The 12,292-nt window shown below is 36.3% G+C and carries 10 protein-coding genes; 9 read left to right on the forward strand and 1 reads right to left on the reverse strand.

Features of this window, described 5'->3' with window-relative positions; all coding sequences use genetic code 11:
- The first annotated feature begins 151 nt into the window (after positions 1-151).
- The 9 genes from DS745_RS13455 to DS745_RS13495 all read left to right on the forward strand — a co-directional run bounded on the left by DS745_RS13455 (position 152) and on the right by DS745_RS13495 (position 11,187).
- On the forward strand, positions 152-2,299 hold the full coding sequence (locus DS745_RS13455) for a transglycosylase domain-containing protein (RefSeq protein WP_129078753.1): 2,148 nt from the start codon (positions 152-154) through the stop codon (positions 2,297-2,299).
- Between the two features lie 142 nt (positions 2,300-2,441).
- Positions 2,442-2,639: a hypothetical protein gene (locus DS745_RS13460; protein WP_129078754.1), complete on the forward strand. Its 198-nt coding sequence runs from the start codon at positions 2,442-2,444 to the stop codon at positions 2,637-2,639.
- A gap of 7 nt (positions 2,640-2,646) precedes the next feature.
- Complete coding sequence (locus DS745_RS13465) at positions 2,647-3,768, forward strand: GerAB/ArcD/ProY family transporter (protein WP_129078755.1); 1,122 nt, start codon at positions 2,647-2,649, stop codon at positions 3,766-3,768.
- 1 nt (position 3,769) lies between these two features.
- The gene (locus DS745_RS13470) at positions 3,770-4,963 is read left to right on the forward strand and encodes a Ger(x)C family spore germination protein (RefSeq protein ID WP_129078756.1); all 1,194 of its coding nucleotides are present in this window, start codon (positions 3,770-3,772) and stop codon (positions 4,961-4,963) included.
- 10 nt (positions 4,964-4,973) lie between these two features.
- Complete coding sequence (locus DS745_RS13475; RefSeq protein WP_129078757.1) at positions 4,974-6,491, forward strand: spore germination protein; 1,518 nt, start codon at positions 4,974-4,976, stop codon at positions 6,489-6,491.
- Positions 6,492-6,738: 247 nt separating this feature from the next.
- Complete coding sequence (gene hemE / locus DS745_RS13480) at positions 6,739-7,773, forward strand: uroporphyrinogen decarboxylase (protein WP_129078758.1); 1,035 nt, start codon at positions 6,739-6,741, stop codon at positions 7,771-7,773.
- A gap of 118 nt (positions 7,774-7,891) precedes the next feature.
- Positions 7,892-8,836, forward strand: coding sequence for a ferrochelatase (gene hemH / locus DS745_RS13485; protein ID WP_129078759.1), 945 nt, complete (start codon positions 7,892-7,894; stop codon positions 8,834-8,836).
- Positions 8,836-10,245, forward strand: a complete 1,410-nt coding sequence (gene hemY / locus DS745_RS13490; protein WP_129078760.1) for a protoporphyrinogen oxidase — start codon at positions 8,836-8,838, stop codon at positions 10,243-10,245. The genes hemH and hemY overlap by 1 nt, the downstream gene beginning before the upstream one ends.
- A 345-nt stretch (positions 10,246-10,590) precedes the next feature.
- On the forward strand, positions 10,591-11,187 hold the full coding sequence (locus tag DS745_RS13495; protein WP_129078761.1) for a polysaccharide deacetylase family protein: 597 nt from the start codon (positions 10,591-10,593) through the stop codon (positions 11,185-11,187).
- Positions 11,188-11,254: 67 nt separating this feature from the next.
- Here DS745_RS13495 and DS745_RS13500 read toward each other — a convergent pair whose 3' ends face one another.
- A complete protein-coding gene (locus DS745_RS13500; protein WP_129078762.1) occupies positions 11,255-12,250 on the reverse strand; it encodes an aliphatic sulfonate ABC transporter substrate-binding protein in 996 nt (331 codons plus the stop codon).
- Positions 12,251-12,292 lie beyond the last annotated feature (42 nt).

The following is a 12,292-nucleotide window of genomic DNA, read 5'->3' on the forward strand; positions in this document are numbered from 1 at the left end:
TATTATCATGGACAATTGTTAACAAAGTGAAAACAATCTTGTAACTTTATGATACGTTGTTTCGTATAGAAAATAAAGTCGGATAGGTTCAATATTTGTCGAACCTAGGTTAAAATTGAATTTAGAGACTGCACTAGAAAGGGGGACGACGATGAAAAAGAACTTATTTATAGGAATTCTACTATTCTCAATAATGACGGTATTAAGCTTCTCTATTTATATAACTATTATCATAGCTGGAAACTATGCCATTGATAATAAAAAGCTTGTCATGGATGCTGCGACAACGCTAGTTGATCAGAATGGTGAGGTTGTAACCAAACTATTTGTTGAAAATCGAGAGATTGTTCAAATTAGTTTAGTCCCCAAGAATGTTCAACATGCCTTTGTGGCGATGGAAGATGCAAGATTTTATGAGCACCGCGGGATTGATTTTCGTGCAATTGCTAGAGCTCTTTATCGTGATATTGTAGCTAGGGGAAAAGTTGAAGGTGGAAGTACGATAACTCAGCAATTAGTGAAAAATACTTTTTTAACGAATGAAAAAACTTGGCTTCGTAAGACGAAGGAAGTACTTATCGCAATAAATCTAGAACGTCGCTATAGTAAAGAGGCAATTCTAGAGATGTATTTAAATAGAATTTACTTTGGTCATGGTGCCTATGGTATTCAGGCAGCTTCTAAATTATATTTTAACAAAGATATAAGTGAACTTACGATTGATGAAGGAGCTCTACTTGCAAGCTTACCTAAGGCACCAAACACGTATTCACCATTTAATAACATAGAACTTAGCAAACAAAGAAGAGACCTAACACTGAGTGTAATGGAACGAAGAGGCTATTTAACAGCAGAAGAAGCTGTTAGATTGCAAGGACGTACAATTAAAGTTGATTTTAATCGAATTACTCAAAACCCAGCGTATTTAACGTATATAGATATGGTACTTGATGAAGCAGCGGAATTGTATCAACTCTCAAGTACGGAAATTTTAAGAGGTGGTTATACAATTGTTGTTCCTATGGATTTAGAACTCCAAAAAAAATCTTATGAGATGTTTCAATCTCCGGAAAATTTTCCTAATGATGGGCCAAATCAGCTGGTTGAAAGTGCATTTGTCTTGCTAGATAGTGACTCGGGGGGAGTAGTAGTTGCTCAAGGTGGACGTAATTATGTTCGAAGTGGACTAAATCGTGTTCACGTAAAAAGGCAGCCGGGGTCAGCGATTAAGCCTTTAGTGGTTTATAGTCCTGCGATTGAAACTGGGCTATATGGCCCCTATAGTCTTCTTAAAGATGAGTTATTGAATTATGGTGGTTATGAACCTCGAAACTATAATAACAGCTATGAAGGCATGCTTACGATGTATGATGCCTTAAAAGACTCATCAAATGCGTCTGCAGTCTGGTTGTTAAATGAGCTAACAGTTAATAAAGGTAAAAGTTATTTAGAAAAACTAAACATACCGATTGAAGATGATGGGTTAGCATTAGCACTAGGAGGAATGGCAGAGGGACTAAGTCCGCTTCAATTAGCAACAGCCTACCGCCCCTTTTCTAGGGATGGAAAAAAGATAGAGCCTTATTTTATACAGAAGATTTATGATCGAAATGGCAAACTAGTTGGTGAGAGAGTTACGTTTGAAGAACAAGTTCTTTCTCCCCAAACTGCATGGTATATGACAAGAATGCTAGAAGCTGTCGTTAATGAAGGTACTGGCAGGCATGGTAAAGCTGACATTGCGATTGCTGGGAAGACGGGTACAACATCGTATCAAGGAGTTAAAGGTGGAGCAAGAGATGTTTGGTTTGTAGGGTACACTTCCAAATTCGTTGGTGCTTTATGGATGGGGTTCGATAGAACGGATAATCAGCATTATTTAACTGTTGGAAGCTCTTATCCTACAAAGCTATTTAAGGAGATTGTAAACGATGAAAGTAGCTTAGTAGCTTTCGAAAAACCTGACCATGTTCAGGAATTAGAGTCACCGGTCAGATTTGTTGAAATCAATGACTTGAAGGCAGACCTTACTTTTAAAGGGTTGGGATTAAATGTCAGACTGAATTGGACTACTTCGGATGATGAGAGACTACGTTATCATATATACGAAGTTAGTAATAACGGTATCCTTCTGAAGGTTGGTCAAGTTGATGGAGTAGGAGAATATATCATTCATGGCGTTAACTTATTTTCACTAAACGACTATGTTGTGAAACCTTATAATCCACAAACAAACACGGAAGGTGGCCTATCAAACCAAGCAAGGGTTAATTTTGCTTTTAGGAATGTTGTAGATTGATAAAAAAATAGCATTGCTCATGTAAACTTCACGTTCATATTGAAACGTGAAGTTTTTTGTAATTCTGAGTTTTATGCTATTACATAAATTAGGTTAAATGGTGAAAAATACTATTACGCTAAAACTAATTAAGGTGATAATAATGATTGAAATTGAATATAGACTCTTGGGATTTTTGCCCCAAATGGCAACTTTCGTAATTGCGGTTGGCTTGATAATTTCTTTATTAATCATACAACGAGTGAATGACTGGGTGAATGAAAAGGTGAAATTGCCTTGGATGGAAGAGACAAATCTTCAACAGAGAAAGAGAATGGAACAAAGAAAAGGAAGCGAGTAGTGGATAAATGAACTCTGAAAGTTATCAAATTACAAAATTGGAAATGACGATTACCCTAATTTCAATGATTATTGGTGTAGGTATATTAACTTTGCCTAGAGTACTAGCCAATGTAGTTGGAACTCCTGATGGTTGGATATCACTTATTATTGGGGCAGTTCTTAATATGATCATCGTTTTTCTTATTGTTCATCTTCACCGGCAATTCAGTGGTAAAACATTTATCGGTTTTTTTGGGGACAAACATTTCGGTAAGTGGATTGGGAAACTATTCAGTATAATTTTCCTTTTATACTTTCTTGCTTTGACAGCTTATGAAGCCCGAATTTTATTAGTAGTAGTGAAGATCTACTTGCTGGATCGCACCCCTTCAGAAGTAGTGGCAATTCTGATCTTATTGACAACAACATTTGCTGTTACGAAAGGTGTTCAAGGAATTATCCATTTGAATTTAATGTTCTTTCCTATTGTTATGTTTATCATATTTCTCATCATTATCTTTAATATTCCACAAGCAAATGTAGATGAAATTTTACCGATTCTATCAGAAGGACTTACCCCAATTTTTATGGGGGTTTCGGAGACAGCACTTGCCTTTTTAGGTATTGAAATATTATTTTTCTTTTTAGCATATGTGAAGTCTCAAGATCTGAAAGCTACTACGTTAAACATGGGAATTGGCTTTATTGGATTTTTGTATGTAAGTATTACTTTGTTGTGTTTTACGGTTTTGGGTTTTAACTCTACAGAAACGATTACTTTTCCGTTTGTCGCTTTAGCAAAGGAAGTTGAAATAATTGAAGGGGTAGTCGAAAGGATCGAGCCCTTTATGATAGCTGTCTGGATTATGTCTATTTTTAATACGATGGCTATTATACATTTTCTTGCTTCCAAAATAGTCAAGGATGAGATGTTGAAAAAGGTTAGGTTATCAAGTATTGCCATTTACTTATCAGGTATTATTTTCATTCTCATCTTTATTCCTAATTCTGTGCAAGAAACATTTCTTTTTGGTGATTATATTTCATATTTGGGTTTTGGTCTTACATGTTTGTCATTAGTTACAGGCTACCTTCTGTTATTTTTCAGGAAGAAAGTTTTGAAAAAAGACAAAAGCGAGGCGGTGTAATGTGTATAGATTAGCTCTGGTAGTTATCGTAAGTTTACTTCTACTAACGTCTTGCTGGGATCGAAGAGAAATTGAGGATATTAGCTTTGTCTTGGCCGTAGCACTAGACCCCCTTGAAGATAATGAACGGGAACACTTTGAAGGCCAATTTAGAAAAGAAACAGGTAAAGAACCTGAGCAATTATTTAAGTCGACATTTCAAATTGTAATTCCAGGTACGCTTACAGAAGGGCCTAAATTTGAACAAAAACCCTTTTTTACTATAAGTTCAGTAGGCCGAAATAACTTCAAAATTCTTCGAAGTATAGCAGCAAGAAGAAGTAGGCGTTTAAACTTTGAACACTTAAAAGCAATTATTATTAATGAGGAAATAGCTAGATCTGGGAACATAGGCAAAATGATTGACCTATATGTTAGAGATCATGAGATGCGTAGAAGTACGTTAATGTTTGTCTCAAATGGGAAAGCAGAAGAGGTTTTAGAAAAAAAGCTTCCACTAGAAATGATGACGGCCATCTCCATTAAGATGATTCAAGAAAATTATCCAGCCCATCAAGGGATGCCTTATCCAGTCGAGATTGGAACATTAGGAACAGCTATCATTGGTCACAGGAGTTTCATCATTCCTCGTATTACGGCTAAAAAAGGGACGGATGTTATCGTTTCCGGTGCAGGGATATTTCTTGGAAAGACTAATGAATTCATTGGTTGGTTAGGCGAAGAAGATCTTGAAGGATATAATTTTATTTTAGGGGAAGCAGAAAATTCAATTGTGGAAGCAAGGTTTGAAGAAAATCTATTTGTCTATGAGCTCGACAATATGGATACAGAAGTTGACTATTACAGAAAAAATGAAGCGAATTATTTCAAAGTTAAAATAAAGACTGAGGGAACGTTCGTTGAGAATTGGTTAGAAGGAGTCGAGATTGGTAACCAAACGGAATTGGAAAAGCTTGAGAAGGCATTAGAAGAGGAAATAAAATATGTAGCAGAAAAAATAATCAAGAAAATGCAACAAGAATTTCATGCTGATATTTTTAAATTCCATAGTTTTGTAAAAAAGAAAAATTATCAATATTGGAAAGAAGTTGAAGATCAATGGGACGGAGAAAATGGTGTTTTTTCAAAAGCAGTCGTCGAAATTGATGTGAAAGCAAAGATAAGACACTACATGACTAAAGAAAGATTAACATAGGGTGATACGTATGCTAAAGAAGCTACTTTCTAAATTAAATGCCAAAAGTGTAAGTAAAGAGAATGATTATACAATTGCTTTAACAGGTGATCTAGAAGAAACTGTTCGATCATTAAAAAAGATTGTTGGAGAAAGTGATGATATTTTACATCGAAGATTTCTAATAGGTAAAAAAATACCAGCAATTCTTTTCTTTGTTGATGGGCTTTGTGACAGTCAGAGTATAGAAGAGGACATTATCCGTCCGCTTATGTACTTTGTAGAAAGCCTCGATAAAAGTCAACTTCTGACCTATATTGAAAATGAAGTAGTTACATTAAGTGAGGTTAGAACAGAAGAGTCATTAGAGAAGTCAATGCTACCTTTATTATCTGGAGAAACAATACTAATTGTTGACGGGATAAAGGAATTAATTCTTTTTGAGACACGGAAATTTAACGAGCGTAGTATTGCTGAACCAGAAAGTGAAATTGTTGTTCGCGGTCCTAGAGATGGATTTGTTGAGACTTTGCACACAAATATCTTGCAAATTCGCCGCAGAGTAAGAGATCCCAACCTTGTTGTGCAGTTTGGAACGTTGGGTAGACGTGGTAAAAGTGATTTTGCAATTCTATATCTTAAAGGTATTGCAAATGAGAAACATATCAATGAAATGCGCTATCGAATTGCATGCATTGATAATGATCAAGTGTCTGAAACAGGGACTTTAGAACAATTTATTGAGGATAATGTTCTTTCGATTTTTCCACAAATGCTAAGAACTGAACGACCGGACAAAACAGTCTCCGCCTTGATGGCTGGGCAAGTGGTCGTCTTAAAGGATGGTAGTCCTTTTAGTCTAATGGCTCCTGTGACATTTCATATGTTGTTTCGGTCTCCTGAAGATTACTATGACCGTTGGCAGATTAGTTCTCTAATCAGACTTCTAAGATATTTAGCTGCTTTTATTGCTGTTTTTCTTCCAGCTATATATATTGCCATGGTTTCTTATCACCAAGGAATGATTCCGACATTATTAGCTATATCTATTGCAGGGACAAGAGAAGGGGTACCGTTCCCAGCTTTTGTTGAAGCAATTATAATGGAAGTTACAATTGAGCTCTTAAGAGAGGCGGGGGTACGTTTACCTAGGGCTGTAGGGCAGACGATTGGCATCGTGGGCGGCCTTGTAATAGGGGATGCTGCAGTCCGAGCAGGGATTGTAAGTCCTATTATGGTTATTGTAGTTGCCCTCACTGCAATAGCATCGTTTGCTATACCGGCTTACAACGTGAGTATTACGCTACGAATTCTTCGTTTTGTGATGATGCTAAGCGCTGCATCATTTGGTTTATATGGGATAGTTATTGTCTATATTTTTTTGAATATCCATTTAGTCGGGTTACGCAGTTTAGGCACATATTATACGTCTCCTTTTGCACCTTATCGCTTTAAGGAATGGAAGGATTTAATTGTTCGTCTACCATTAAGTGTTTTAACAAATCGTTTTTCGGAAATAAAGCCTAAAGACAAACAAAAACAAGTCTAGCTTTCATAATTTTTATCAATATTATGAACACTACGTGTAAATAGCTTGTAATGTAAAAAAAATCACATTGAGTTTCTAGTAGTAACTGTAAGATAAAAATAAATCAATTTTATGACATCTTAAGCTAAATTCTATACACTTATTACGAGAAAGGATATATTTATTAGGGTGTATAGAAAAATTACTGAAATAAAATGTTAACATGTACTAGTTTACATAAAGTACCAGTAAGAAGGGTGAGGGTATAATGACAAAGCAATTTAATGATAACTTTTTAAAGGCGACTAGAGGAGAAGAGGTTTCCCACGTTCCAGTTTGGTATATGAGGCAAGCTGGAAGATCACAACCAGAATATCGCGAAATTAAAGAAAAATATTCACTTTTTGAAATTACACATCAACCAGAGCTCTGTGCTTATGTTACTAAGCTACCTGTTGATCAATATAATAATGACGCAGCAATACTTTATAAGGATATTATGACACCTCTTCCTGCAATTGGTGTGGATGTAGAAATTAAGGCCGGGATCGGACCAGTAATTGCAAATCCAATCCGAACGTTTCAGGATGTAGAAAAATTAGGGACTATTAACCCTGAAGCAGATGTACCGTATGTATTAGACACGATTAAACTATTAAGAGAACAATTAACAGTTCCGTTAATTTCATTCGGAGGTGCCCCATTCACACTCGCAAGCTATATGATTGAAGGTGGCCCATCAAAAAATTATAATAAGACCAAGGCTTTTATGTATTCACAACCTGAAAGCTGGTTCTTACTAATGGATAAACTCGCAGAAATGACAATTACGTACTGTAAATCCCAAATACGAGCAGGTTCACAAGCAATCCAAATTTTTGATTCTTGGGTAGGGGCACTTAATGTTCAAGACTACCGCACATTTATTAAACCTGTTATGCACAAGATTTTTACTGCCTTAAAAGAAGAGAATGTACCTTTAATCATGTTTGGTGTTGGAGCTAGTCATTTAGCAAACGAGTGGCATGACCTTCCACTAGATGTCGTTGGTTTAGATTGGAGATTATCGATAAAAGAGGCAGGCGAGCGCGGAATTCAAAAAGCAGTCCAAGGAAACTTGGATCCATCCATGTTACTTGCTCCATGGGAGGTAATCGAGGCTAGAGCTAAGGAAATTCTTGACCAAGGATTAGCACATAAAGGTGGATTTGTGTTTAATCTTGGACACGGAGTTTTCCCGCAAGTTAACCCTGACACACTACGTAGATTAACTGCGTTTGTTCATGAGTATACGGCGAAATAAACTTTGAATTATGAATTATGAATTATGAATTATGAATTGCCTGTTAGTAATGCTAAGAAGCTTCTATACAAAATTCCATATTTCATAATTCGATTTTAGGAAAGAAAGGTGAAAGCAAATGTCAAAAAAAACGATCGGATTACTAGTTATGGCATACGGTACTCCTCGCAGTGTCGAGGAAATAGAACCGTATTATACACATATTAGACGTGGGAGAAAACCTTCTGAAGAAGCTCTAAATGAATTGACAGAGCGTTACGAAGCAATTGGTGGTATTTCTCCTTTAGCACGAATTACAGAAGAACAAGCACAAGCATTAGAAGATAAATTGAATGAACTGAATACAGATGTTCAATTTAAACATTATTTAGGCTTAAAGCACATTGATCCTTTTATTGAAGATGCTGTTGATCAAATGAAGGCAGATGGTATTGAAGAAGCCGTTAGTATTGTGTTAGCTCCACACTATTCAACGTTTAGTGTAAAGTCATACAATGGCCGTGCTAAGGAGCATTCAGAGAACATAGGAGGGCCGACAATACATAGCATTGATAGCTGGTATGATCATCCTAAGTTTATCCAATATTGGGTAGAACAAATTCAGAAAACAATGAGTGATATGACTGAAGAACAGCAAAATCAATCTGTAGTTATCTTCTCTGCACATAGTTTACCAGAGAAAATTTTGCAAAACGGGGATCCTTACGTAGCTCAATTGCAAGAAACTGCAGACTTAATTGCAAAAGCAGCAGAAGTAAAAAATTACACAATTGGTTGGCAAAGTGAGGGAAATACACCTGACCCTTGGATTGGCCCAGACGTTCAAGATTTAACTAGAGATCTATACAATGACCATGGCTATAAAGCATTTGTATACTGTCCAGTTGGGTTTGTGGCAGATCATTTAGAAGTTCTTTATGATAATGATATCGAATGTAAAATTGTTACTGACGAGTTAGGTGTTAATTATTTTCGTCCAGAAATGCCAAATGCTAAGCCACTATTTATCGAGTGTTTAGCAGATGTCGTTATGACCAAACTAAAGAAGGATAGTGGACGCTAATGACCAAAAAGAGGGTAGCCATTATTGGCGGGGGAATTACGGGGTTAACGGTTGCTTATTACTTACAAAAAGAAATCCTCTCGAAACATTTAAACTGTGAATATAAGCTATATGAAAAATCGACAAAGCTTGGTGGGAAAGTTTCAACAGATTACAGAAACGGTTTTGTGATTGAAATGGGGCCGGATTCATTTTTAGCAAGAAAGCAAAGTGCATCACGATTAGCCAGGGAAGTTGGACTAGAAAATGAATTAGTTTCTAACGGAGGCGGGGGTGCATTTATTCTCAATAATGAAAAGCTTTATCCTATACCAGGAGGAGCAATTATGGGGATTCCAACACAAATGGCGCCATTTGCTACGACTAAGCTTTTCTCTCCAATCGGAAAACTCAGAGCCGCAGGTGATTTAATTTTGCCAAGAGCTAGTGATCCGGAAGTTGATATGTCGTTAGGAAGTTTTTTTCGGAAACGATTAGGGAATGAGGTCGTTGACAATCTAATTGAACCTCTGTTATCAGGCATTTATGCTGGAGACATAGATCAGTTAAGTTTAATGGCGACCTTTCCACAATTTCATCAAGTAGAGCAAAAGCACCGTAGTTTAATCTTAGGAATGAAAAAAGCTACTCCACCGAAACCAAAAACACCATCTGCAACAAAGAAGTCTAAAGGGATGTTTCTTTCGTTTAAGAGAGGCTTACAGTCATTAGTTGATGGCGTAGAGAAGTATTTAGATGAAGAAGCAATTATTAAAGGTGTTGGTCTAAATAAAATAGAGAAAAAGGCTGATGCCTATGAGCTTACTTTTTCAAACGGAATTGTTGAAACGTTTGATTTAGTTGTAATGGCTACCCCTCATGCTGTGACAGAGGAAGCGTTAAGGAACTATTCTTTTGTAAAACCTTTGGCACATATTCCTTCAACTTCAGTTGCAACAATCGCGATGGCGTTCAAGCAAAACGCCATAAAAAAAGACATTAATGGCACTGGATTTGTAGTCTCAAAGAAAAATGATTATAATATCACTGCCTGTACATGGACCCATAAAAAATGGCATCATTCAACTCCAGAAGGGTACGCACTTTTACGCTGTTATGTTGGTCGAGCCGGGAATGATGCGATTGTTGATTGGTCTGATGAAGAAATCAGTAATGCTGTCTTAGCGGATTTAAATAAGACGATGCAAATTGATGAGAAGCCTGAATTCACGATCATAAGAAGATGGAAAGAAGCAATGCCTCAGTATGTAGTCGGTCATAAGCAACGTATGGAAGAATTGAAAGAACAGCTACAAAAGCAACTGCCAGGAGTTTATGTTGCCGGTGGTTCTTTTGAAGGAATTGGTTTACCTGATTGTATTGATCAAGGTGAGGCTGTCGTTGCGAAATTGAAGAACCATTTACAATAATAATTTCTGTAAGCTCAACGAGTTACTTATAACAAAAGCGCATGGATTTAACCAATAAATCCGTGCGCTTGTTCTTTTCTTACATAATTAATTGGCTGATATCTTCATCTAGGGTATTTTTCCGATTATTTTAGGATAAAAAAGCCACAATGTTTACGAAAAGAGCCTTTCTATAATCAATTCTTGTTATGCTTCATATAGTGACATTATAGCCCGTGTAAATTGTTTCAATAGCTACTTAACAAAGGAGTGTTGGAGGACAATTAGCTCTATTCAGCTAAATGTAATGTTATATATGGAGGTGATGGTGATTTGAATAGTCCATGAGTAGTCAAAAATGAGGTCGTGTACGACCTTCAAGATCAGCGCTGGATCAAAAATAGTAAGCAACTAGACAGTAGCATAGAAATGAAAGTAGTGCTTACTTTCGATGACGGCCCTAGTCGTCAATTAAATAGGATATTGGACATTCTAAGGGATAGGAAAGTTTCAGCTATTTTCTTTTGGCAGTCTAAATTACTCTACAAAGAAAGACCATGGAAACGAGTGATTGAGGAAGGGCATGCAATTGGAGCACATACCTATAGTCACAAAAATTTAGTTAAACTTAGAAGAGATCAACAGTTGAAGCAAATTAAAATGAACATCTCTCAAATTGAGGATATAACAGGCTATAAAGTAAACTACTTTAGACCACCGTTTGGACAATACAACGAAGATACCATGTCAATCTTAGATGAGTTAGACCTAATCCCGATGATGTGGGAAATATCTTCATATGATTGGGAAAATAAATTGACACCTAACAGAATCATATACAATGTTGTTGAAAATATTATGGATGGCTCGATTATTCTTTTGCATGAATTAGAACAAACGGTAACAATCTTGCCCCAACTTATTGATGAAGTAAGAGGGAAAGGATTTGAGTTTATTGTGTAGCTGTTCTCATATTTATGTTTTAAACGAACGAAAAAAGAGAATGGCTCTTCACCATTCTCTTCTTATACTACTTAGTGTCAGCAATAATTTTATCTAATTTTGAAGTATCAACAAAGCCTTCTAGATTTGGTTCTTTATCAATGAAATTTAGTTCATATGATGCAGTCGCCCATGCTTGAAGTGCATCAGCATGTGTTTCAGTTGTAACAACCATACGCTTCCAAGCATTTTCTAAAACAGACTGTGGAAGTCTTTGTTGTGATAAGTTAAATAATAAGTCGTTAATTGTTACTAAAGTGTCTGCTGTATTTTCATACGTGTAATCAACTGCACGCTTATGAGCTTTTAGGAATTGATCGACAGTTTCAGGGTTTTCTTTTAAGAATTTTGGAGTTGTAACAACAACTACACTTGCTAATGTTTCGCCAAGGTATACTTCATTCCATTCAGTAATTACCTTTGCTCCGAATTCTTCAACTAAATAAGTTCCCCAAGGTTCAGGTGCAGCAGCAGCATCAATTTCACCAGACTCAAACATAATCATCATATTTGCAGGGTTTACACGTGGTTGGTGATCAACAACTCCACCACGTCTAGTTGTTGTTAAGCCCATATCTTGTAACATAATTTCTAATTGTACATTGTGTGTGCATCCATTTCCAGGAGTACAAAATGATTTGCCAGCAAAATCTTCTAACGTTTCAATCCCAGAACCTTCACGTGCAACAATAAGAGTAGCACCATTAGCAGCAGCGCCTAATACTACAATGTCTCCACCTGCTAAGAAGTAGTTAATAGCAGGTCCTGGTCCTACATAACCAATTTGGATAGCATTATTGTCTAACGCATCAATAAAGTCGTTTCCGTTAGGGAAAGAAGTATATTCAACGGTAGTTTCTTTCATTTCCTCTTCAAAAAATCCTTTTTCTTTTCCAACGATTGCAGCTGCATGGTCTAGATTTGGAAAAAAACCAATCGATACTGTATCAGCTTTGTTAGATCCACAAGCTGCTAATACTCCAATAACTAACGATAACATCATTACCAATAAAAACTTTTTCAACTTACATTCCTCCATATAATATATTTATCATAATCTATGAAA

It is taken from the genome of Anaerobacillus alkaliphilus, assembly GCF_004116265.1.
Lineage (GTDB): Bacteria > Bacillota > Bacilli > Bacillales > Anaerobacillaceae > Anaerobacillus > Anaerobacillus alkaliphilus.

Coding starts and splice junctions, on each gene's coding strand:
- hemY (WP_129078760.1), top strand. CDS start 8,836: ATGACCAAAAAGAGGGTAGCCATTATTGGCGGGGGAATTACGGGGTTA.
- hemE (WP_129078758.1), top strand. CDS start 6,739: ATGACAAAGCAATTTAATGATAACTTTTTAAAGGCGACTAGAGGAGAA.
- DS745_RS13465 (WP_129078755.1), top strand. CDS start 2,647: ATGAACTCTGAAAGTTATCAAATTACAAAATTGGAAATGACGATTACC.
- DS745_RS13455 (WP_129078753.1), top strand. CDS start 152: ATGAAAAAGAACTTATTTATAGGAATTCTACTATTCTCAATAATGACG.
- DS745_RS13460 (WP_129078754.1), top strand. CDS start 2,442: ATGATTGAAATTGAATATAGACTCTTGGGATTTTTGCCCCAAATGGCA.
- hemH (WP_129078759.1), top strand. CDS start 7,892: ATGTCAAAAAAAACGATCGGATTACTAGTTATGGCATACGGTACTCCT.
- DS745_RS13475 (WP_129078757.1), top strand. CDS start 4,974: ATGCTAAAGAAGCTACTTTCTAAATTAAATGCCAAAAGTGTAAGTAAA.